General features: G+C 49.3%; 3 protein-coding genes. All 3 read right to left on the bottom strand.

The genetic code is table 11. From position 1 onward, the window contains the following. Positions 1–24: 24 nt before the first annotated feature. Positions 25–903 carry an HDOD domain-containing protein gene (locus tag OEM52_14270; GenBank protein MDK9701301.1) on the bottom strand — a complete coding sequence of 293 codons (879 nt, stop codon included), beginning with the start codon at positions 901–903 and terminating at the stop codon, positions 25–27. Further along, the gene (locus tag OEM52_14265; protein ID MDK9701300.1) at positions 904–2739 is read right to left on the bottom strand and encodes an ATPase, T2SS/T4P/T4SS family; all 1836 of its coding nucleotides are present in this window, start codon (positions 2737–2739) and stop codon (positions 904–906) included. It abuts the gene before it with no gap. A 237-nt stretch (positions 2740–2976) separates the two neighbouring features. Then, a partial coding sequence (locus OEM52_14260) for a hypothetical protein (GenBank protein ID MDK9701299.1) occupies positions 2977–4284 on the bottom strand: 1308 nt, incomplete at its 5' end.

Genomic DNA, 4284 nt, shown 5'->3' with positions numbered 1-4284 from the left:
GAATGCGAGTGCGGTGGTCATTCGTCATAACATCGCCTCCGATAACTCCTCGATTTTTGCGAACTCTTGGGGAAAGATAGTCAACCGATTGGCATAGGACTTCAATTGGTCGGTTGTCGAATCGGGAAAAAAGTTCGCTAAAACTTCCGGCTGCGATAACTGCTCCGGTGTAATCGGCGGTTCGTCACCTTCGCGCCATGAGCAAACCCGGTCAGCAAGCCTTAAAACGTTGAGAATTCCTGGACGCTCGTCAGGTTGGATGGAGAGATGATGGTTTCGCATCGCTTCGGTCATCGAAGAGGGAAACCGCCACCGCTCGGCAAGATAACCCGAAAGTTCCGCATGGTCGTTCCCGAGCAATTCGCGCTCGGCTTCGAGAGGATTGGCACCGTTTTGCGATGCTTCAAGCACAGCGCCGAATTCGTCGGGAAAGTATAAATTGATGATAATATGACCGATGTCGTGCAACAAGCCGGCAATAAACTCGTTTCCATCGGTGCGGGAACTGAACTCTAATTTTCGGGTAAAGTATCGGGATGTCAATCCAGTTAAGAGGCTGTGTTTCCAAAGAATTCTTCGGTCAAATGAGTGACTGCCAGCATGGGAGAAGGCATTCACGACGCCGATGCTGGATACAATTGCGATGACTTCATTTAAACCAAGAATTAAAAAAGCCGTTTCAAGCGAACTAGTCGGATCGCGCCGGCCGAAGTAAGCGCTATTGGCTATTCGAAGGATTCGAGCGGCAAGCGGTGGATCACGATATATGATTTGTTTCAACGTCCGGAAATCGATGTTTGGATCTTGGATGTTGATAATGATCTCTTGAAGAGTACTCGGAAGAGTCGGGAGATTGGTAATCTCGCCTAATTTCTCCAATGCATATCCGGATTGTCTTGCCATCTAATCCTCCGATGTCGTCGCAACGACCTCTTCCAGTGAGGTTATACCTTCTTTAATGCGTTCTCGACCGCTCGCGCGAAGGGTGTACATCCCTTCCGATACTGCTAACTCACGTAGGCCTTCTTCGTCGATATCAGCTTTACTGTTCAATATTAAATGTCGGACATCGCGGGAGAAGAACAAAGCCTCGTGGATTGCACATCGACCCTTGTAACCATTGTTGCACTCATCGCAGCCGACCGCTTCGTAAAATGTGGATTCCGCAATTTCCTGATCGGTAAACCCCAGTAGCTTTGCATGAGCCGGATCGATTTGCGTTGTCGGACGCTTACACTTTTTGCAAAGTGTCCGTAACAATCGCTGGGCAACGATGATATTCATTGCCGTTGCAATTAGAAATGGCTCGATGCCCATTTTATACAATCGCGAAACCGCACTCGTCGCATCGTTCGTATGAAGTGTCGAGAATGTCAAGTGCCCTGTGTTTGCAAGTTTTATCGCGATCTCCGCAGTGAGTTTGTCGCGCATCTCGCCAACCATGACGATATCCGGGTCATGGCGCAAAATACCTCGGATTGCCCCCTCAAAATCCAATGCGTTTGAGAGTTTAATCTGCCTTGCATCGCGAATCATATACTCGACCGGGTCTTCGATGGTGAGGACATTCTTTTCCGGAGTCATAACTTGAAAAAGTGCTGCCAACAATGTCGTCGATTTACCACTACCGGTCGGACCGGTCAAGATTACCATCCCTTGCGGTTTCTCGATGGCTCGAACAAAATCAGTGCGGGCCTGTTTATGAAATCCCAGTTTCGTTAAATCGGTGATCACTTTTCGGTCGTCGAGAACACGAATGACAATTGATTCGAATTTACGTTTATAGTCCTGCGCTACAATTGGCATGATACTAACACGAAAACGTATCGTAGCGTTGTCAACTTGTCGCTGGATAAAACCGTCTTGTGAGCTGTCCCACACAAAACGGTCAACGTTGCGAGTTCGGTCTTTCACGATAGCAGAAATCGTTTCCGGTTTGAAATTTTCCTGAGCGTGCCACAATCGAAGCTTGCCATCGACCCGAAACCAGAACTCGGTTTTATTGTTGGAACGTGGTAAAATGTGAACGTCGCTGGCATTCTGCCGCACCGCCTCCACCAGACATCCTTCAACCAAATTCGTTAACACTGAGCGATTGGTTTCGAGATCAAGTGTTATCTCTTCTTCGGTTTCTTCCTGTTCGATGGTCGGGGCATAGTCGCCTGAAATCTCTTCGATTAACTGGAGAAACTCATTTTGCGGTGTTTGAATTTTCCCGAATAATTGTTCCAAGTCCCGTCGAGGGGCATAAGCCAGTTCATAGCGGGTAACCTTGAGTTGAAACAACAGCAAGTTTAGTTTTGGATCAGTCGGGTCTTCCGTGAGAAATACAACGGCTTCATTTTTTGAATAATCGATTTTGAAGGGGAGGAGCAATGCAGAAGCTAATCGCTTTGCCGATTCGGAACCAATCGAATCGAGAAAGCTACGGACAAAGTTCAGCCGGTATTCATCAATCGGTTCTGCAGATAGATCGATATCGGGAAACCCGTAGATTTTTGCGATTGTCCGGAACACTGCATCGCGGTCGCATTTCAAATCATTGGCAAGAATCTCGCCAATTCGCCGCCGGTCGTTTCCCTCTTTGCGTTGAATCTCCAATGCTGAGGAAACCTGCTCAGCACTTACGATCCCCTCATCGATAAGCTTCTCGCCAAGCCGAGAAATTGCCTGCTCCGAAGATGTACTGCTCTTCGGATCGATTCGACTTCGGACGAATGAGGGGCCGGTTTTCATCATTAACAGGGGTTACTTTTCCTTATGTACTGCAACGTACGATTTCGATGAGAGTGTTTGCAAGTACGGGTTTATACAGAGGAAAAAAAACTGCGGGTTCGCTATCCCGGGATGAAGTAAACGGAATGTGTGCTGTTGTTTTACAACGTGAGCTTTTCTGAGGAATTGTGGAGAATATGACAGCCAATTATGCAATAACCGCTATGGTATGGACTATCTAAATCGAAAGATTGGTGCACCTCAGCGGGTAGAATCGACGACCACTGTCATTGTCTGCCAATACTCTCGAATCCGTTTTTGCCACACCGGATCGACTCCCATTCGTGACAATTCAAAAAGTCGTTGACGAAGTTGATTCTCAACACTATTGGGATCAAAGGTAGTCACGACTCTACCGCCTAAATCGCTTCCGCTTTTTGATTCGCGTTTTTGTGAATAATCTTGTCGCTGAAGTGAGCGTTGTGCATCCAGTAAACGGGTGAGAATATTTTGTTGAAGTCGTTGCGTACGCTCGGTGACAGTGCGATCCCGCAACTCCTTCTCTGCTTCGCTCATTTGGTCGCCGATGCCATCAAGCCGCCCAGTCAATTCTTTCATCCGCTGGCCTTGCTGCTCGAGTTGCTGCATCATTTTCGACAATGCGCCTTGTTCAGCGGCTAACTGCGATAAACCTGCTTGCCCACCCGGTGTTTGCCCGCCAGGCATCGATGGATCCGGTTCTGAACCACCCGGCATCGGCATCGGTGAACCTTGCTCCCCTGCCATCTCGCCGGTTTTGTCATTGATCTCAGCCTGTTTACGTGCCATCTCGGCTAACGCCTGCATCATCTCCTCGTAACCGGTAGATGAAGAGCTTTTTTGCATATCCCCCATAGCCGCCATCAGTTTTGCCGCTCCAGAAGTCATGGCAGTACGGGCGCTTTGCTGTCCCTGTTGCGCGCCGCCCATACGTTCCGTGATTGCTTGGGTTGCTTGTACCATACCGGTTTCGGCGCTTTTCAACTCGGCGGTTAGTCCTCGCGGCAGGAAGAACGTTTCCCGCCCCAACGCGCCGATGCTGTCGATGGTTTGCGCTAATCCCCGCCGTAACGCTTCCTGTTGTTCCGCCATTGTACGGGCTTGCGCGGTGCGGGCGTCGAGTACAGCGAGTTTGTCAGAAATCGCTTGCTGTTGTTTCGAGAGTTCGAGCAGTTCTCCGACCCGCCGCATCATTTTATTCGCTAAGTCTTTCTTGGAATTCTCCCGCAGTTTCTTGTTCATGTCGGCAATTTTCTGGGCTAACTGCTCGGCTCGCTGAGCGCCTTTTTTTGCTTGTTGCTTTCCGTTGCTCGGCTGTTTTTGTTGCATCGAGTTAGCCGACTGTCGGAGTGGTTGCGAAGCTGCTTGCTCCGGGTTAGTTGCTTCTCGGAACTCCTGGGCGTCTTGTTCGCCTAACTGAGGATTCTTTGCAACATCGTCCGCAGTCTGAGCGACTTGCTCCTCTAATGCTTTACTGTCGTTAGCCAGTTTGCTTTGTTCGCGCGATAACGAATCGGACGCTGCCGACTC

The sequence above is a fragment of the bacterium genome (assembly GCA_030247525.1).
Classification (GTDB): Bacteria; Electryoneota; JAOADG01; order JAOADG01; family JAOADG01; genus JAOTSC01.
The sequence above is the reverse complement of the archived record's forward strand: the minus strand, read 5'-3'. Positions and strand labels throughout refer to the sequence as shown.

Excerpts from the sequence above, each read along its gene's own strand:
- OEM52_14265 (MDK9701300.1), bottom strand. The coding sequence starts at position 2,739 with ATGATGAAAACCGGCCCCTCATTCGTCCGAAGTCGAATCGATCCGAAG.
- OEM52_14270 (MDK9701301.1), bottom strand. The coding sequence starts at position 903 with ATGGCAAGACAATCCGGATATGCATTGGAGAAATTAGGCGAGATTACC.